Source organism: Streptomyces sp. NPDC045021, from assembly GCF_056432645.1.
This window is the reverse complement of record NZ_JBWKIQ010000007.1, coordinates 157335-173473: the sequence shown is the minus strand read 5'-3', so window position 1 is coordinate 173473 and position 16139 is coordinate 157335. Positions and strand designations below refer to the sequence as shown.

The following is a 16139-nucleotide window of genomic DNA, read 5'->3' as shown; positions in this document are numbered from 1 at the left end:
ACGTGCTGGGCATCGTCCTCGCAGGGGGCGAAGGCAAGCGGCTGATGCCGCTGACCGCGGACCGGGCCAAGCCCGCGGTGCCATTCGGCGGGGTCTACCGGCTGGTGGACTTCGTTCTGTCGAACCTGGTGAACGGCGGAATCCACCGCATCTGCGTGCTCACGCAGTACAAGTCGCACTCCCTGGACCGGCATGTGTCGACCACCTGGCGGATGACCGGCCTGCTGGGCGATTACGTCACACCCGTCCCGGCGCAGCAACGTCTCGGCCCCCGCTGGTACCTTGGCAGCGCCGATGCCATCTACCAGTCGCTCAACCTCGTGTACGACGAGCAGCCCGACTACATCGTGGTGTTCGGCGCCGACCACGTCTACCGCATGGATCCGCGGCAGATGCTCGACCGCCACATCGAGGCCGGCGCGGGCGTGACGGTCGCCGGCATACGCGTGCCGCGCGAGCAGGCGTCCGCCTTCGGCGTCATCACCACGGCGGACCGCAGCTCGCGCATCGACGGTTTCCTGGAGAAGCCCGCCGATCCGCCCGGCCTGGCGGACGACCCGGACCGGGTCTTCGCCTCGATGGGCAACTACATCTTCTCCACCAAGGTCCTCATCGACGCGCTCCAGCACGACGCCGAGGACGAGAACTCCGTGCACGACATGGGCGGCAGCATTCTCCCGCTGCTCACCGAGCGCGGTCAGGCGCAGGTCTACGACTTCGACGACAACGAAGTGCCGGGTGAGACGGAGCGGGACCACGGTTACTGGCGTGACGTGGGAACACTCGACGCTTACTACGAAGCGCACATGGACCTGATATCGATCCGACCCGTCTTCAACCTCTACAACCGGCAGTGGCCCATCTTCACCAACCAGGCCCAGCGGCCGCCGGCGAAGTTCGTCGCCGGCGGGATCGCCGGCGAGTCGATGGTCAGCACGGGGTGCATCATCAGCGGCCAGGTCACCGGTTCCGTCCTGGCCCCCGGCGTGATCGTGGAACAGGGCGCCGTCGTGCAGGAGTCCGTCCTGCTGGAAGGCGTACGGGTCGGCCGCGGCGCCGTCGTCCGCCGCGCGATCCTCGACAAGAACGTGGTCGTCCCGGCCGGAGCCACGATCGGGGTGAACCACGAACACGACGCCCGGCACTTCACCGTCTCCGCCGCGGGGATAGTGGCCCTGGGCAAGGGCCAGTGGGTGCCCTCCTGACCTGCGCGGAACTCGCCGGACGGCGGCGGACGCAGCTCGGCCCGGCCAGCAGGGGGGGATTGCTGGCCGGGCCGGGACTGCGAGGTAAGGGGGCCTCTGAACACTCGGCTTCCCGGACCCACCGAAACCAAACCTCTTCGTTCGGCGTGGTCTGCGTCACACCGGAATCGGAGCGGCTTCTCCGTGTGACGCGCACCGCGGCCGGGTCCGCCGCCATGGCGGGCCCGGCCGCGGTCCTACCCGGTCATGTCGCGGCGGCTACTTGCCGCCGCTGCCGTACGGGCGGGTGATGAGCTCCATGCCGTGGCCGTCCGGATCGAGGAAGTACACGCCGCGACCGCCGTCGTTGTGGTTGATCTCGCCCGGCTTCTTCAGGCCGGGGTCGGCGTAGTACGTGAGCCCGGCCTGCTGGATGCGGTCGAAGCTCGCGGTGAACTCCTCCTCGGACACCAGGAAGGCGTAGTGCTGGGCGGCGATCTTCTCCTGGCCCACGCTCGCGAAGTCCAGGGTGACGCCGTTGCTGGTCTCGACGGGAACGAAGGGTCCCCACTGCGCTCCGGCCTTCAACCCCAGGATGTTGGCGAGGAATTCGGCGGACGCCCGGTTGTCGCGGGCGAAAATGATGGTGTGGTTCAACTCGACTGACACAGTGGAATGCCTCCAAAAGGCACCTCACAGACACCTCCGCGCCTCACCCGGCCGGTGACTGACGTGCGATGTCTTGCTCTCATCCTAAGCAGCGTCGGCGCAGCTGTCATGGGCGCCCGGTGCCCTCCGATCACTTCCGGTGTCCTCCGGCCCGGGTCGGGGTCGAGCCTCTAAGGTCGTGTCCATGAGAGCCGCCGGAACCTTCAGCGTGGAAACCTTCGTCCCGACCGAACTGGCGCCGAACCCGGCCGTGACCACCGGGGTGCCGGTGGGTGTCGCGACGATGGAGAAGCGCTTCGAGGGGGAGATCGTCGGCCGCGCCGCGACCCTGTTCACCGCCGCGTTCGACCAGACGACCGGAGTCGGCACCTACGTGGCGATGGAGTCCTTCGAAGGCTCTCTGAACGGCCGGGACGGGGCCTTCAACTTCGCCCACTCGGCGACGACGACCGGTACCACCCGCACCGCGGAGTTCTTCACCATCGTGCCCTCCAGCGGTACCGGCGACCTCACCGGGATCTCCGGTGCCGGCGGAATGGCGGTCGACGAGGACGGCACGCACCGGATCTGGTTCGAGTACGAGATCGGCTGAACTCCGGTCGCCGAGCGCGGTTCAGACGGTGATGACGACCTTGCCGCGGGTGTGCCCCTCCTTCAGATAGCGCATGGCATCGGGAATCTCGCTCAGTGGGTACGTCCTGTCGATGACCGGAGTGAGTTTGCCGGCCTCGACGAGCTCCGCCAGGAACCGCAGATCCTCCTCGCGCTGCACGGACATCAGCCCGCGCAGTTTCTGGCGCAGGAACGGGGAGAGCAGCATCGCCCGGAGCTGGCGGTCCGAGCCCTGCAGCCACCGTCCGTCGCCCTCGGCTCCGACGATGACGAGAGTTCCCGTGGGGGTGAGAGCGCGCCGCAGGAGCGACAGGGGGCGGTTGCCCGCGGTGTCGAGGATGAGGTCGTACCGCCGCGGCCCGTCCGTGAAGTCGTCGAGCGTGTAGTCGATGACGTCGTCCGCTCCGATCGATCGGACCAGGTCGACCTTGGTGGTGCTGCACACACCGGTGACGTGCGCTCCGAGCGCCTTCGCCAGCTGCACCGCGAACGTCCCCACGCCTCCTCCGGCGCCGATGACCAGGACCCGCTGTCCCGGTTGGAGCCGACCCTGGTCGCGAAGTCCCTGCAGTGCGGCGACCGCGGAGGTGGGTACGGTCGCGGCCTGTTCGGCGGTGAGCTGCGCCGGCCTGGCCGTGATGCGGTCCTGCCGGGCGCACGCATACTCGGCGAAGGCGCCGTCGCAGGTGCCGAAGACCTCGTCGCCCGGCCGGAACCGGGTCACGTTCGCGCCGACCTCTTCGACGCTCCCCGCGACATCGGTGCCGCGGACGCGGGCCGTGGGTCTGCGCACTCCGTAGCCGAAGAGCCGGATCAGGTACGGCAGGCCGGTCATGACATGCCAGTCCCCGATCTGGGCGCTCGCGGCGTGCACGCGCAGCCGCACCTCGTCGTCGCCGACCGTGGGTGGGTCGATGTCCATGAGCTTCAGGACATCGGCCGATCCGTAGGTGTCCTGGACAACCGCCTTCATGGTGTAGCTCCTTCGTCGTCCGGATCGTTGTCGGGATACTGGAAGACCTCGCCGAGCGGCACCTTGAAGGCCCGTGCGATCTGGAACGCCATTTCGAGTGAGGGCGAGTAGCGGCCCTGCTCGATGGCGATGACGGTCTGGCGGGTGACGCCGATGCGGTCCGCGAGGTCCGCCTGGGTCATCTCGGCGTTCACGAACCGCAGGCGCCGGATGTCATTGGTGACCTTGGTCGGCTTTCCCACGGCTAGAGCCCCCGCCGGTAGGCGACGAGCTTCACCGTGGTTCCGCAGAGCGCGGACAGGACGAACGCCAGGTAGATCGCATTGGCGATCCAGAAGTAGTCGATCTCCGCCATCGCCAGCCCGAGCGGCACGACGACGCCCACGGCGAGGACGATTCCGCCGACGTACTCGCCGTGCCGATGGATCTCCTTGTCCCGCTGGTCGGTCCTGCCGGCCTCCTTGGGCCAGGCGGCGGCGATCACGATGTGGCCCACGATCGATGCGGCGGTCGCGGCACTGATGGCCAGGATCATCGGCATGACGTAGGCGACCGTGGTGAGCGGGACGCCCTGCGCCCTGCCGAGGACGACCGCGAGGTAGCCCGCGTAGCCGCCGATCGCGACCAGGGCGTAGACCCAGGCGTTCTTCTCGTCGTATGACATGGCATGAATGTATGGCAGAGCTGACACGATGTCTATGATTCTTTACATCGGATCGCGGCCGGGACTGGCGTGACCGCCCCTGCGATACGTTCGGTGCGTCAGACCTGGGGGCGCCGCCCGGGCCGCCGCTGCCATCGGGTGATGGCGAAGCCGGTCGCGAGGGAGCTGATGAGGCCGATGCCCACTCCGCCGGCGACGACGGTGCCGACGCCGATACCGTCATGCCCCACGTTGTCGTCGGCCGCGGCCTCGCTCGTCTTGTCGGCGACGGAGTCGTAGCCGGTCGACGGGTCGTCGCAGAACGACTGGTTCCCGGGGTCCATCTCGGGCACCACCGTCAACGTCAGGGCGGCCACGGCCTGGTCGCCGGCTCCGTCCTTCAACTCCACGGTGTAGGGACCGGGTTCGATGTCGCAGAGCACCATGCCCATGGCCTTCGCGTACAGCTGACCGCCCTTGCCGTCGTGGAACTGGCCCTTCGTGACCGTGACCGGTTTGACGAAGGCGCGGGACTGGAGGGTGAACGTCCCCTTGCCGTGGCTCAGGTCCGACTCGGAAACGGCGACGGTGAACGTGGTCTCCCGGCCCCGCTGGCGGCTGGAGGACGGGTCGACGGAGATCGACATGTCGGAGTCCGCGAGGGCGTACGGGGCGGCGGCCAAAAGCAGGGCCGCGGTCAGCAGGGTCGTCGCGGTCGCGCGGGCGAAGGGCATGGTGGCGGCCTCGGTCCTCAGGGAGTGATGCCGAGTAGGACGGCCCGCGGGGCCCGATGGTTGTCCGGCGGCTGCGAGCGATCACGCGCGGCCGCGCGCGGTGCTTCTGTGCTGCGGGGAGGGTGGCCTAGTAACTCTGCTTATTGTAGCGTCGGCGTATCGTGGATTCGTGGGGTTCGTGGGCTGCGGTCGGGGAGGCTGAAGCGCGTGAAGTTGTCGGTGTCGCTGGGCTATTGGCAGGACCGGCCGCCGGAGGAGGCGCTGCTGACCGCGGTCTCCGCCGAGCGGAACGGGTACGAGGAGCTGTGGCTCGGCGAGATGGCCACGTACGACGTGTTCGCCCTCGCGACCGCCGTCGGGCTGGGTACCCGGAGCATCCCGCTGACCGTCGGCCCGCTCGCCGTACGGGACCCCATGACGATCGCCCGCGGGGTCGCCTCGGTTGCCACGCTCACCGGGCGGCGGGTCGATGTGGCCATCGGCAGTTCCAGCCCGGTCGTCGTCGAGCAGTGGCACGGCCGTTCGCACCGGCGCAGCGGCGTGGCGCTGCGGGAGTCGGCGACGGCGCTGCGCGGGCTGCTGGACGGGGACAGGACCACCTCGGCGGGCGAGATCGTGCGGACCAGCGGCTACCGGCTGCGGCTGCCGGCACCCAAGTCGGAGTTGACGGTGGCCGCCTTCGGCCCCGCGGCGGTCCGCACGGCGGCCGCGTTCGCCGACCGGATGGTGTTGAACCTCCTCACTCCGGACTCGGCGGCGAAACTGGTCGCGGGGATGCGGGCGGAGGCCGAGGCGCTGGGACGCCCGTCGCCGCGGGTGGCCGCCTGGGTGACGGCCGCCGTCGACCCGTCCCCGGAAGCGGTGGAACAACTGCGGCGGGGAGTGGTCGGCTATCTAGCGGCGCCCGGCTACGCCGAGATGTTCATCGACGCGGGCTTCGAGGAGGTCGTGGAGTTCGCGCGGTCACGGCCGCATCCGCGAGATCTGCTCGCGGCGGTGCCGGCCGAACTGACCGCCGCGGTCGGGCTGGTCGGCGACCTGGGAGCGGTACGGGCCAGGCTCGCGCAGTACGCGGCGGCAGGGGTGGACGAGGTCGCGGTCGTCGCGTCGAGTACCGACGCCGACCCGGGAGGCGAGCGGACGCTCGCGCTGTTGCGGGACCGGTAGCCCGGCGCACGGGCGGACCGTCCGATCGGTGGAGGGGAGAGACATCATGGGGGCACGGAGACTTCATCCGGCCGAACGGGTCGCCGAGTACACCGCGGCGGGCTGGTGGGACGGCGAGACCACGGACTCGTTGCTGCGTGAGCGCGTGCGACAGCACCCGGGCAGGCTCGCGCTCGTCGACCCGTTGAACAAGGCGGATCTGGTGGGGATGCCGGCGCGCCGGCTGAGCTGGGCCGAACTCGACGCGGACGTGGACCGGTTCGCGGCCGTGCTGCTGCGGCACGGCGTCGGTCAGGGCGACGTGGTGGGCGTCCAACTGCCCAACATCGTCGAGTTGGTCTGCGTCTATCTCGCCTGCTGGCGGATCGGCGTGATCGTCTCCCCGCTGCCGGTGCAGTACCGCGAGCACGAGACGGTGCAGCTGGGCGGGCTGGCGGAGTTCACGGCGTTCATCACGGCGGTACGGGTCGGCGAGCGGGAGATCGCCGCCGAGGTCGACGCTCTGCGGGGCCGGCTCCCGCAGCTGCGGCTGCTGTTCGCGTACGGGGCGTACGGCGCGTCCGACGGGGCCGACGGGGCCGACGGGGTCGGCCATCAGGCTCCGGACGGGACGATATTGCTCGACGCCGAACTGCGGTTGCCGTACGATCCGGCCGACGTCGCGGCGTACACCCGCGAGCACCCCGTCGATCCGAACGACTGCGTCACCATCTGCTGGACCTCGGGGACCGAGAGCACTCCGAAGGGAGTGCCCCGCTGCCACAACGACTGGCTGGCCATCGCCTGGACGTGTCTGGAAGCGCCGAGGATGACCGCGCAGGACGTGCTGCTCAATCCCTTTCCGATGGTCAACATGGCGGGCTTCGCCGGCCTGTTCCTGCCGTGGCTCAGGATCGGATGTGTACTCGTCCAGCACCATCCGTTCGATCTTCCGGTGTTCCTGCGGCAGATCGCCGAGGAGCGCGTCACCTACACGGTCGCGCCCCCGGCTCTGCTGACCATGCTGCTCGCCCGGGACGAACTCCTCGCGAGCACCGACATCTCCTCGCTCACCCGGATCGGCTCGGGCTCGGCGCCGCTCTCCCCGGCGATGGTCCGGGGCTGGCAGGAGCGGTACGGGATCGGCGTCATCAACTTCTTCGGGTCGAACGAGGGCACGGGAATGCTCACCGACCCGTACGACGTGCCGGATCCGGAGGAGCGGGCGCGCTTCTTCCCCCGGTACGGCGTGCCCGGCGTCGAGTGGTCCACCCGTGGCGCCCGCTGGACGAAGGTACGGATCGTCGATGCCGCCACGGGCGCGGACATCGAGGAGCCGGGCCGGCCGGGGGAGTTGCGGATCAAGAGCCCGCAGGTCTTCGCGGGCTATCTGCGTGGCACCGACCTTCCGAGCCCGTTCGACGACCGGGGTTACCTCATGACCGGCGACGTCTTCGAGATCGCGGGCGACCGCGGCCAGTTCCTCAAGTACGTGGACCGGGCCAAGGACGTGGTGATCCGCGGCGGGATGAACATCGCCCCGGCGGAGCTGGAACAGCTCATCGCCGGGCATCCCGCGGTGGCCGAGGTCGCGGTCGTCGGCTACCCCGACGACGTGCTGGGTGAGAAGGCCTGCGCCGTGGTGGTCGCCCGGTCCCCGCTGGTGCTGGACGATCTCGTCGGCTATCTCAAGGAGCGGCACATCGCCTCGTACAAGCTGCCGGAGCGGCTGGAGCTGCGCGACGAGCTGCCGCGCAACCCCGTCGGCAAGGTGCTCAAGCGGGTGTTGCGCGACAGCCTCTGACCGGTGGCGGTGGCGGTGACGTTGGCCGGCCGCCCTCGCTACGGAACGCGTTCCAGCAGGACGGCCACGCCGAGGCCGGCGGCGCCGCTGACCGCGGCGACGCCGTACCGGCCCGCACGGCGCTCCAGTTCCTCGACGCATCCGCCGACCATGATGGCTCCGGTGGCGCCGAACGCGTGGCCCATCGCGATGGTCCCGCCGTTGGGGTTGAGCCGGTCGGGCCCCGCGCCGAGATCGCGGCGGAACCGCAGACAGAGTGCGGCGAACGCCTCGGCGAACTCGAAGACGTCGATGTCGGCGGGGCGCAGGCCGGCCTTGGCGATGACCCGCTCCACGGCGGTCTGCCCGGCCGTCAGCATGATCACCGGGTCGGTGGCCGCGGTGGCGGAGGCGACGATACGGGCGCGGGGGCGCCGTCCCGAGTCCGCTCCGCCCAGCAGGAGCAGGGCGGCGCCGTCGGCGAGGGCCGGTGACGTGCCGACGGTGTGCAGGTGCTCGATCCGGCCGGCCTCGGGGTGGGCGGCGAGCGCGAGAGCGTCCTGTCCCTCCGCCCCGAGCACCGCGAACGCGGGTTCCAGCGCGGCCAGGGACTCCGGCGTGGTGGCCGGGCGGATCAGTTCGTCGTGCTTCAGGCCGCCGGTCGGGATCACGCTCGCGTCGAAGTGCCCGGCCTCCCACGCGGCAGCCGCCTTGCGCTGGGTCTCCAGCCCGTACGTGTCGAGTTCGGCGCGGGTCCAGCCGTCGAGGGTCGCGTTGAGGTCGGCGGCGATGCCCATGTGGACCGATCCCACCCGCCGGATGGTCTCCGGGTCGCAGAACAGCGGGCCGCGGTCGCTGAACATCGGGACCCGGGACGTGCTCTCCACCCCACCGGCGACGGCGGTCCGCAGGTCCCCCGCCCGGATCCGGGCCGCGGTCTGGGCGACCGCGTCGATGCCCGAGGCGCAGAAGCGGTTGACGGTCCCGCCCGGAACGCCGTCGCCCCAGCCGGCGAGCAACGTCGCGGTCCGTGCGAGGTCGGCGCCCTGCTCGTCCACCTGGGACGCAGTGCCGATGACGACGTCCTCGACCAGCGCGGGATCCAGACCCCGTGCGGTGAGGGCGTGTTGCAGGCCGACGGTGAGCTCGACGGGACTGATGCCGTGCAGCGCGCCGCGCCGGGAGCCCTTGCCCCGTGGGGTGCGTACGTAGTCGAGCACGTAGACGTCGTCCATCGCGGTCCCCTTCTCGAGTAACTCTGTTAGTTGTAGCATCGCATCGGAGGTGACGGATGAACACATGGGTGCTGGGCGGCCATCAGACGGATTTCGCCCGCAACTGGGCACGGGCCGGGCTGGAGTTCTCCGATCTCGTACGGGAGGTGGTCGACGGGACGCTGCGGGACGCGGAAGTGGAGCCCGAGGACATCGGCGTCATCCACGTCGGCAACGCATTCGGACAGCTCTTCACCGGTCAGGGCCAGCTCGGCGGCATGCCCGCGACCGTCGAGGACCGGCTGTGGGGCGTGCCCGCCTCGCGCCATGAGGCGGCCTGCGCCTCCGGCGGGATCGCGATCCTCTCCGCCATGGCCGATCTGGAGTCGGGCCGCTACGACTGCGCGCTCGTCATCGGCGTGGAGCTGGAGAAGACCGTGCCGGGCGACGAGGCGGCCCGGCACCTGGGCGCGGCGGCCTGGACCGGGCACGAGGGCCAGGACGCGACCTTCATGTGGCCGTACATGTTCTCCGCGCTGGCCGACGAGTACGCGGCGCGGTACGGCCTGGACGACGCCCACCTGCGGGCGATCGCCGAGCTGAACTACCGCAACGGGCGCGCCAACCCCAAGGCGCAGACCCGCGACTGGAAACTCACCGAGGCGAGTTTCACCGCGGACGACCACGCCAATCCCGTCATCGAGGGCCGGGTGCGCCGCCAGGAGTGCAGCCAGATGACCGACGGCGGCGCGGGTGTCGTCCTGGTCTCGGACCGCTGGCTCGCCGACCACTCGCCGACCGCCCGCCGCCCGCGGAACCCGGCCCGGATCGCCGGGTGGGGACACCGCACGGCCGGACTGCCCCTGCAACAGAAGACCGATCGCAGCGCAGCCGACCCGTATGTCCTTCCGCATGTGCGGCAGACGATGCTCGACGCCTTCGGCCGCGCCGGAATCGGCGGCATCGACCAGGTCGACGGGCTGGAGACGCACGACTGCTTCGCCATGTCCGAGTACATGGCGATCGACCACTGCGGTATCACCGCGCCAGGACAGAGCTGGCAGGCCGTCGAGAACGGCGACCTGGAGATCGGCGGCCGCGTTCCGGTCAATCCGAGCGGCGGACTGATCGGCGGCGGCCACCCGGTGGGCGCCACCGGTGTACGGATGCTGCTCGACGCGAGCCTTCAGGTCACCGGCCGGGCCGGCGGCTTCCAGGTCGAGGGAGCGCGGCGCTTCGCCACACTCAACATCGGCGGGAGCACGACCACCACGGTCGGCTTCGTCGTGGAAGGGGAGGAAACCCATGGACGTTGAGATCGTCGGGCGCGCCCTGTCGACTCTGCCGGCGGACGACGACCACCCGTACCGCACCGGGCCCTGGCGGCCGCAGACCACCGAGTGGCGGGCGGACGATCTGGAGGTGACCGGTGAGATACCGGCCGACCTCGAAGGCGTCTATCTGCGCAACACCGAGAACCCCGTGCACCCCGCGATCTCGCTCTACCACCCCTTCGACGGCGACGGCATGATCCATGTGGTGGGCTTCCGGGACGGAAAGGCCTTCTACCGCAACCGCTTCGTGCGCACCGACGGTTTCACCGCCGAGCAGGAGGCGGGCCAGGCCCTCTGGGCGGGCATCGCCGAGCGGCCCGCGCTGTCGCTGCGCGCCGACGGCTGGGGCGCGCGCACCCGGATGAAGGACGCCTCCAGCACCGACATCGTGGTCCACGCCGGGCAGGCGCTGAGCAGCTTCTGGCAGTGCGGCGACCTCTACCGGCTGGACCCGCTCACCCTGGAGACCATCGGCAAATCGCCCTGGGCACCCGACTGGGGCGTCTCCGCGCACACCAAGGTCGACGACCGGACGGGTGAACTGCTCTTCTTCAGCTACGCCACCGAAGCGCCCTATCTGCGCTACGGGGTCGTCGGCCCGGACAACCGGCTCAAGCACCTCACCGACGTCCCGTTGCCCGGCCCGCGGCTGCCGCACGACATGGCGTTCACCGAGAACTACGCGATCCTCAACGACTTCCCGCTCTTCTGGGACCCGGCCCTGATCGCCCAGGGCAAGTACGCCTCCCGCTTCCACCCCGACCTGCCGAGCCGTTTCGGCGTCCTCCCCCGGTACGGCACCGAGGTCCGCTGGTTCGAGGCCGATCCGACGTACGTCCTGCATTTCGCCAACGCCTACGAGGACGGCGACGAGATCGTCATCGACGGCTTCCACCAGGGCTGCCCCGAGCCGGCCGATCCTCGCGGGCAAGGGGTCTACCAGCGGATGTTCCGCTTCCTGGCGCTGGAGCGGATGCAGACCCGGCTGCATCGCTGGCGGCTCAACCTGGTGACCGGCCAGGTGAAGGAGGAGCGGCTCAGCGAGCGGTTCACCGAGTTCGGGATGATCAACCCCAACCTCGGCGGACAGCCGTACCGGTACACGTACGCCGCCACCCAGCGCCCCGGCTGGTTCCTCTTCGACGGCATCGTCAAGCACGATCTGCACACCGGGCGCGAGGAGCGGTACGCGCTGCCCGACGGGGTGTACGGCAGCGAGACCGCGATGGCCCCGCGACCCGGCGCGACCGGGGAGGACGACGGCTACCTTGTTACGCTGACGACCGACATGAACGCCGATCGTTCCGAGTGCCTCGTCTTCGACGCCGCACGCCTCACCGACGGGCCGATCGCCCGGGTGCGGCTGCCGGAACGGATCTCCAGCGGCACCCACTCGACGTGGGCGGCCGGCTCCTCGCTGCCGGGCTGGCACGACGGGAAGACCACCCTGTAGCGCGGAGGGAGCCGAGTGGACGACAGCGCACCGACCCAACTGCCGCCCGGCGGGCAGAACGCGATCGCGGTGGCGCTCGGCCTGCTCGGCGACGAGTGGACGCTGCTCATCCTCCGGTACGCGCTGCAGGGCGTCCGCCGGTTCCAGGACTGGCACGACCGGATGCCGATCTCGAACGCGGTGCTGACCGCCCGGCTCGCCCGGCTGACCGACATGGGGCTGCTGGCGCGCGGCGCGTACCAGCAGCGACCGGTCCGCTACGAGTATCCGCTCACCCCGCGCGGGCGGGAGATCTGGCCGGTGCTGGTCTCCGTCTGGGGCTGGGAGTACCGCTGGGTCGACGCCCACAGCGAGCGGCTGCCGTGGATGCGGCACCGCGGCTGCGGACGGCACATGGAGCCGGTCATGGTGTGCGGCGGTTGCGCGCAGCCGGTGCGCCCGCGCGAGGTGAGCAGCCGGCTCGGCCCGAGCGGGGCCGCGGGACGCTCCATCCCGTCGGGCGCCACCCGGCGGCGCAGCACCGCGGGCGCGGAGGGCGGCGCGGGGCTCTTCCCCGAGACCATGTCCCTGATCGGCAACCGCTGGTCGGTCGGGCTGCTCGGCGCGGCGTTCCTCGGCGCGCACCGGTTCGGCGAGTTCCAACAGCGGCTCGGCGCCCCGCCGGCGATGGTGGCCGACCGGCTGCGGACCTTCTGCTCGCTGGGCGTGCTGGAGGCCCTGCCGGGCGAACCGGGCCGCGGGTCGTACCGGCTGACCGCGAAGGGCCGCGCCTTCTTCCCGGTCGTGATGACGCTGATCGACTGGGGACAGAACTGGTTCCGGGCCCCCGAGGGCCCGGCCCTGCTCTCCACCCACCTCGGCTGCGGCGCGGACTTCGTACCGCTCCTGGTCTGCGACGGATGCGGTCAGGTGCTGCGCGACAGCGACGTACAGGTCGTGGGCGAGGAACCGGCCACGTCCGTCCCGGCCCGGGCCCGGTGAGCGGGTCCGCCGAACTGGTCCGCACCGGTCACAGGCTGCGGCCGTTCCGGGAGAAGTGCTGGTAGTCGGGGTTCTCCCAGCGGCCGCCCCACTGCCAGCCGATGGCCTGCATGGCGCTGTGGACGACATCGCCCGGCTTGATCATCCCCGGTACGGACTGCGTGCGATCCAGGAACCCTGCGGCGTCGCTGGGGTGGACCTGGCCATTGATGTCGACATAGGGATTCTCGACGGTGTTGATGTCGATGGCGTCGCCGTAGGAGTGCTGCGACTCCGTACCTGGGTCCCCGGTGACCTGGCGGCAGTTGAAGGCCGAGGTGTTGTCGGCCCGCATCGCGGCCTCGTCGTCGCCGTGGAAGTCGGCCATCACCTGCATCCGCGCGATCGGAAAACGCGCGGCGAACATCTTGGTGAAGACCTCCACCACGGGATCGACGACGTCCTTGTGGACGATCAGTTCGCCGGGATGGACCGCCCCGTCGTAGCCCCAGTAGTTCATCCGGATCAGCCGCAGATCGTCCGGCCCCACCGGGCAGCCTGCGCGATAGGTGTCGACCAGCTTCTCCGCGGGCGCGGCCTCGACTGTGGCGTCGAGGGCCGGTTCCAGCGCTTCGGGCTCTGCACCCGGAGCTGACGCGGCGGGACCGGAGGAGTCGCCGGGGCGCGGGGCGGACGCCGCCGCCTGGGGCCACCCGCCGAGCAGGACGGCGGCCAGCGCCAGCGCCCCGAACCGGCGGGCCGTGCTGCGGGGAGGACGCATGGGAGAAGGGGTACCAGGGAGGGCCCCGGCCAATCGGCTGCGGTAGCCGGGTCGCCCATGCGGCGCACGCCACCGAACCGCGGCGACCCGAACGGCCCAGCGCCGACGGCCGGGCCGCGCCTTGCGCCGACCGCACTCCACGTCGAGTCCCGGTGGGGGCGGTCACCGATCGGGCCGGGCGCCGGGCAGTTGACGTGCGGAGCCGTTTGCAACACTATTCCACTACTGAACTAGTGAAAGGGTGATGCGGGCATGATCGAGTACCGCATCGACCGCGGCAGCGGCGTGTCCACGTACCAGCAGATCATCCTGCAGACCAAGCAGGCACTGCGGCTGGGCCTGCTGCAGCCGGGCGACAAACTCCCCACCGCACGGGAGGTCGTCGAAGCCACCGCGATCAACCCCAACACGGTTCTCAAGGCCTACCGCGAACTCGACCGTGAGGGGCTGGTCGAACCCCGCCCAGGGCTGGGCACCTTCGTCCGGCGCTCGCTCGCCAGGCCCGGGGCGGAGGCGGACGGCCCGCTGCGCGCCGAACTGGTCGGCTGGGTGGACCGGGCGCGCGCGGCCGGACTGGAACGCGAGGACGTCACCGCACTGGTGACCTCCGTGCTGGAACAGCGCTACGGGACCGGGGTCGCCCCGGACGCACCCGCACAGAACACCGAGGGGGACGCATGAAGGATCCGGAAGAAGACGGGCCGGCCGCCGTGGAGGCGGCCGGGCTGGGCATGGGTTACCGACGGGAGTGGGCGCTGCGGGAGTGCGCCTTCCGGATCCCGGCAGGCCGGGTGTGCGGCATGGTGGGCCCCAACGGAGCGGGCAAGAGCACACTGCTCGCCCTGGCCGCAGGAGTGTTGCGACCGACCGCCGGCACCATCCGGACGTTCGGCCGTCCCGCGGACGACCCGGAGCAGCGCCACCGGCTGGCGTTCGTCGGCCAGAACAAGCCGCTCTACCCGCGCTTCACGATCGCGGAGACGCTGCGCATGGGCCGCGAGCTGAATCCGGGCTGGGACCAGGACCGCGCCCAGCGCATCGTCGACCAGGGCGACCTCAAGTCCGGAACGCGCATCGGATCGCTCTCCGGCGGGCAACGCACCCGCGTCGCACTGGCGTTGGCGCTGGGCAAGCGCCCCGAGCTGCTGCTGCTCGACGAACCGATGTCGGACATGGACCCGCTCGCCCGCCACCAGCTCATGGGCACGCTGATGTCGGAAGCCGCCGAGCACACCACCACCATCGTGATGTCCTCGCACATCCTCACCGAACTGGAGGGCGTCATCGACTTCCTGCTGCTGGTCGACGCCGGCCGGGTGCGACTGGCGGGTGAGGTGGAGGAGATCGTGGAAGCACACCGGATCCTGGTCGGCGCCCACACCGGAACCGGCGTACCGCCGGAGATGGCCGTGCACACCGTCGTCGAAACGCGGCACAGCGGACGCCAGATCACCGCACTGATCCGTCCCGAAGGACCGGTCTCCGGCAGGTGGCAGAGCAGCGAACCCAGCCTGGAGGAACTGCTCCTCGGCTATCTGCGCTCACCGCAGGCACCGCCGATGTCCACCGACAGCGCGCGTGTCCTCGAAGCGGCGGTGACGTCATGACGACGGACACCCTCGGCGGAACGGCCACGGCAGTGCGGCGGCCGCAGGCCACCGGACGACTCCACGGTCTGATCTGGCTTGTCTGGCGGCAGAACCGGGGCGCCGTCTGGCTCGGCCTGGCCGTGGTGGCGCTCGGCGCGGGATGGCTGCTGGCGGAACACCTCACCATCTCTGACGGTATGGACCAGATGCGGCGTGCCGGATGCACCGAACCGGCCTCGTGGGGCAGGAGGCCGGATTGCCTTGAGCTGATCGACGGACTGCATTCGCACACGGAACGCTTCACGACGATCGTCCAGCCGGCCCTTGCGGTGCTCCCGCTGCTGATCGGCCTGTTCCTCGGCGCCCCGCTGCTGGCCCAGGAGTACGAGCACGGCACGCTCCGGCTCATCTGGACGCAGTCGGTGTCGCGCGGCCGCTGGCTCGCCGTCCGGCTGGGCGGCGCAGGTCTGATCGTCCTGCTCGTTTCCGGGACCCTGGCCGGTCTGGCCGGCTGGTTCTGGCTGACGGACGGATACCGGAGGTCCTTCTCGTTCGACTCACCGTTCGCGGCGGTCACCTACCCGGTGATCGGTCCGGTCGCGGTCGCCACGGCGCTGTTCGCGCTCGCCCTGGGAACCGTGGCGGGGATGCTGCTGCGCCGCACGCTGCCGGCCATGGCGGTAACCGGCGTGGCGCTGGCGGCCGTCGAATTGGCTCTTCACGCGCTGCGTCCCCATCTGCATCCCCTCGTCCACGAGACACAGATCGGGGGAAGTGGCGGGGACTTCTTCCAGCAGCCGGCAGGGGCCTGGCTGGTGTCGAACGGAACGGTGCTGCCGGACGGCTCGAAGATCCCGTTCCGCCAGTGCGGGGACGACCGTGCGTGCCAGGCGTCCCGCACCCTCTACGGCGAGTATCACCCGGTCTCGCACTTCATGCCGATCCAGCTCATCGAGTCCGGTCTCCTGCTGCTCGCCACGGCGGCTCTGGTGGTCTTCACGTTCCGCCGGCTGCAGCGCGCGGCCGTCTGAGACGTGCCGCTGCTTGCGGGCTCCTGCTGCTGC

At 70.5% G+C, this 16139-nt stretch carries 17 protein-coding genes; 10 read left to right on the top strand and 7 right to left on the bottom strand.

Annotated elements, in window-relative coordinates; genetic code table 11:
- The first annotated feature begins 2 nt into the window (after window positions 1–2).
- A complete protein-coding gene (glgC, locus tag AC07DC_RS22215) occupies window positions 3–1205 on the top strand; it encodes a glucose-1-phosphate adenylyltransferase (protein ID WP_478916413.1) in 1203 nt (400 codons plus the stop codon).
- A gap of 258 nt (window positions 1206–1463) precedes the next feature.
- On the opposite strand, the gene AC07DC_RS22210 is transcribed toward glgC, so the two are convergent.
- Entirely contained in the window at window positions 1464–1853 is a 390-nt protein-coding gene (locus AC07DC_RS22210; protein ID WP_478916155.1) for a VOC family protein, read from the bottom strand.
- A gap of 184 nt (window positions 1854–2037) precedes the next feature.
- On the opposite strand from AC07DC_RS22210, the gene AC07DC_RS22205 reads away from it, so the two are divergent.
- Entirely contained in the window at window positions 2038–2445 is a 408-nt protein-coding gene (locus AC07DC_RS22205) for a DUF3224 domain-containing protein (protein WP_478916154.1), read from the top strand.
- 21 nt (window positions 2446–2466) lie between these two features.
- Here the strand turns inward: AC07DC_RS22205 and AC07DC_RS22200 are convergent, their stop codons facing one another.
- The 4 genes from AC07DC_RS22200 to AC07DC_RS22185 all read right to left on the bottom strand — a co-directional run bounded on the left by AC07DC_RS22200 (window position 2467) and on the right by AC07DC_RS22185 (window position 4815).
- Complete coding sequence (locus AC07DC_RS22200; RefSeq protein WP_478916153.1) at window positions 2467–3438, bottom strand: NAD(P)-dependent alcohol dehydrogenase; 972 nt, start codon at window positions 3436–3438, stop codon at window positions 2467–2469.
- Complete coding sequence (locus tag AC07DC_RS22195) at window positions 3435–3680, bottom strand: helix-turn-helix transcriptional regulator (RefSeq protein WP_478916152.1); 246 nt, start codon at window positions 3678–3680, stop codon at window positions 3435–3437. Before AC07DC_RS22195 ends, AC07DC_RS22200 begins: the two co-directional genes overlap by 4 nt.
- 2 nt (window positions 3681–3682) lie before the next feature.
- Entirely contained in the window at window positions 3683–4102 is a 420-nt protein-coding gene (locus tag AC07DC_RS22190; RefSeq protein ID WP_478916151.1) for a hypothetical protein, read from the bottom strand.
- A gap of 98 nt (window positions 4103–4200) precedes the next feature.
- Window positions 4201–4815: a hypothetical protein gene (locus tag AC07DC_RS22185; protein ID WP_478916150.1), complete on the bottom strand. Its 615-nt coding sequence runs from the start codon at window positions 4813–4815 to the stop codon at window positions 4201–4203.
- A gap of 207 nt (window positions 4816–5022) precedes the next feature.
- Between AC07DC_RS22185 and AC07DC_RS22180 the strand changes: the two genes are divergently transcribed.
- Together AC07DC_RS22180 and AC07DC_RS22175 are read left to right on the top strand one after the other, a co-directional pair.
- Entirely contained in the window at window positions 5023–5982 is a 960-nt protein-coding gene (locus tag AC07DC_RS22180) for an LLM class F420-dependent oxidoreductase (RefSeq protein WP_478916149.1), read from the top strand.
- A gap of 46 nt (window positions 5983–6028) precedes the next feature.
- Window positions 6029–7765 (top strand): class I adenylate-forming enzyme family protein, encoded by a 1737-nt coding sequence (locus AC07DC_RS22175; RefSeq protein ID WP_478916148.1) that lies wholly within the window; start codon window positions 6029–6031, stop codon window positions 7763–7765.
- Between the two features lie 38 nt (window positions 7766–7803).
- On the opposite strand, the gene AC07DC_RS22170 is transcribed toward AC07DC_RS22175, so the two are convergent.
- Window positions 7804–8979, bottom strand: coding sequence for an acetyl-CoA C-acyltransferase (locus AC07DC_RS22170; protein WP_478916147.1), 1176 nt, complete (start codon window positions 8977–8979; stop codon window positions 7804–7806).
- Window positions 8980–9035: 56 nt separating this feature from the next.
- On the opposite strand from AC07DC_RS22170, the gene AC07DC_RS22165 reads away from it, so the two are divergent.
- From AC07DC_RS22165 to AC07DC_RS22155, 3 genes are read left to right on the top strand one after another with little or no spacing between them, the layout of a single operon-like run.
- A complete protein-coding gene (locus AC07DC_RS22165) occupies window positions 9036–10274 on the top strand; it encodes an acetyl-CoA acetyltransferase (protein WP_478916146.1) in 1239 nt (412 codons plus the stop codon).
- A complete protein-coding gene (locus AC07DC_RS22160; RefSeq protein WP_478916145.1) occupies window positions 10264–11745 on the top strand; it encodes a carotenoid oxygenase family protein in 1482 nt (493 codons plus the stop codon). The genes AC07DC_RS22165 and AC07DC_RS22160 overlap by 11 nt, the downstream gene beginning before the upstream one ends.
- Window positions 11746–11760: 15 nt before the next feature.
- The gene (locus AC07DC_RS22155) at window positions 11761–12726 is read left to right on the top strand and encodes a winged helix-turn-helix transcriptional regulator (RefSeq protein WP_478916144.1); all 966 of its coding nucleotides are present in this window, start codon (window positions 11761–11763) and stop codon (window positions 12724–12726) included.
- A 28-nt stretch (window positions 12727–12754) separates the two neighbouring features.
- Here the strand turns inward: AC07DC_RS22155 and AC07DC_RS22150 are convergent, their stop codons facing one another.
- Window positions 12755–13486, bottom strand: coding sequence for a M15 family metallopeptidase (locus AC07DC_RS22150; protein WP_478916142.1), 732 nt, complete (start codon window positions 13484–13486; stop codon window positions 12755–12757).
- 252 nt (window positions 13487–13738) lie between these two features.
- On the opposite strand from AC07DC_RS22150, the gene AC07DC_RS22145 reads away from it, so the two are divergent.
- From AC07DC_RS22145 to AC07DC_RS22135, 3 genes are read left to right on the top strand one after another with little or no spacing between them, the layout of a single operon-like run.
- A complete protein-coding gene (locus AC07DC_RS22145) occupies window positions 13739–14167 on the top strand; it encodes a GntR family transcriptional regulator (protein WP_478916141.1) in 429 nt (142 codons plus the stop codon).
- A complete protein-coding gene (locus tag AC07DC_RS22140; protein WP_478916140.1) occupies window positions 14164–15093 on the top strand; it encodes an ABC transporter ATP-binding protein in 930 nt (309 codons plus the stop codon). Before AC07DC_RS22145 ends, AC07DC_RS22140 begins: the two co-directional genes overlap by 4 nt.
- The gene (locus tag AC07DC_RS22135) at window positions 15090–16106 is read left to right on the top strand and encodes a hypothetical protein (protein ID WP_478916139.1); all 1017 of its coding nucleotides are present in this window, start codon (window positions 15090–15092) and stop codon (window positions 16104–16106) included. The genes AC07DC_RS22140 and AC07DC_RS22135 overlap by 4 nt, the downstream gene beginning before the upstream one ends.
- Window positions 16107–16139: the final 33 nt, after the last annotated feature.

Bases quoted from the DNA above. Each gene is read 5' to 3' on its own strand.
- AC07DC_RS22205 (WP_478916154.1), top strand. From the start codon at position 2,038: ATGAGAGCCGCCGGAACCTTCAGCGTGGAAACCTTCGTCCCGACCGAA.
- AC07DC_RS22200 (WP_478916153.1), bottom strand. From the start codon at position 3,438: ATGAAGGCGGTTGTCCAGGACACCTACGGATCGGCCGATGTCCTGAAG.
- AC07DC_RS22190 (WP_478916151.1), bottom strand. From the start codon at position 4,102: ATGTCATACGACGAGAAGAACGCCTGGGTCTACGCCCTGGTCGCGATC.
- AC07DC_RS22185 (WP_478916150.1), bottom strand. From the start codon at position 4,815: ATGCCCTTCGCCCGCGCGACCGCGACGACCCTGCTGACCGCGGCCCTG.
- AC07DC_RS22175 (WP_478916148.1), top strand. From the start codon at position 6,029: ATGGGGGCACGGAGACTTCATCCGGCCGAACGGGTCGCCGAGTACACC.
- AC07DC_RS22170 (WP_478916147.1), bottom strand. From the start codon at position 8,979: ATGGACGACGTCTACGTGCTCGACTACGTACGCACCCCACGGGGCAAG.
- AC07DC_RS22165 (WP_478916146.1), top strand. From the start codon at position 9,036: ATGAACACATGGGTGCTGGGCGGCCATCAGACGGATTTCGCCCGCAAC.
- AC07DC_RS22160 (WP_478916145.1), top strand. From the start codon at position 10,264: ATGGACGTTGAGATCGTCGGGCGCGCCCTGTCGACTCTGCCGGCGGAC.
- AC07DC_RS22150 (WP_478916142.1), bottom strand. From the start codon at position 13,486: ATGCGTCCTCCCCGCAGCACGGCCCGCCGGTTCGGGGCGCTGGCGCTG.
- AC07DC_RS22145 (WP_478916141.1), top strand. From the start codon at position 13,739: ATGATCGAGTACCGCATCGACCGCGGCAGCGGCGTGTCCACGTACCAG.
- AC07DC_RS22140 (WP_478916140.1), top strand. From the start codon at position 14,164: ATGAAGGATCCGGAAGAAGACGGGCCGGCCGCCGTGGAGGCGGCCGGG.
- AC07DC_RS22135 (WP_478916139.1), top strand. From the start codon at position 15,090: ATGACGACGGACACCCTCGGCGGAACGGCCACGGCAGTGCGGCGGCCG.